General features: G+C 34.0%; 1 protein-coding gene. It reads right to left on the reverse strand.

Annotated elements, in window-relative coordinates:
- On the reverse strand, nucleotides 1-424 hold a 424-nt coding region (locus ACEWB7_RS18040), incomplete at both ends, for a hypothetical protein (protein ID WP_411581092.1).

The following is a 424-nucleotide window of genomic DNA, read 5'->3' on the forward strand; positions in this document are numbered from 1 at the left end:
CCCCATTTCTAAATTCATTAAAACAAGGTCATAATACAGAGTAGGATTGCTATAGCGTAATCTTTCCTTTGCTTGAGAAGCCATCTCTATGATGCCATACCCTCCCACAAAAGCCATTGCTATATTTCCACCACCTCTAATTAACTTGTGGGCAATGGCATTTCTTAGTACCGTATTATATATAAGTTCAGATGCGGCTGTGGCTATGTAAACACTAACTCCTCCTGTTGTTACTAGTGCCCCAGATGTAAGGAATACACCTCTTAATAGTGTTTTAATATTATTCATTTCATCATCGTTCAGATTAGTAAAAAGGTGTTCTAAGTATCTTATGATAATTGCTCTTATTGGGTTATTACCTTTAAAAGTTTCCTTGACCATTAAAAAAAATCTATCATCTTCATATTTTATATTTTCATAGACA

The sequence above is a fragment of the Acinetobacter sp. NIOH-H-8 genome (assembly GCF_046635365.1).
Classification (GTDB): domain Bacteria; phylum Pseudomonadota; class Gammaproteobacteria; order Pseudomonadales; family Moraxellaceae; genus Acinetobacter.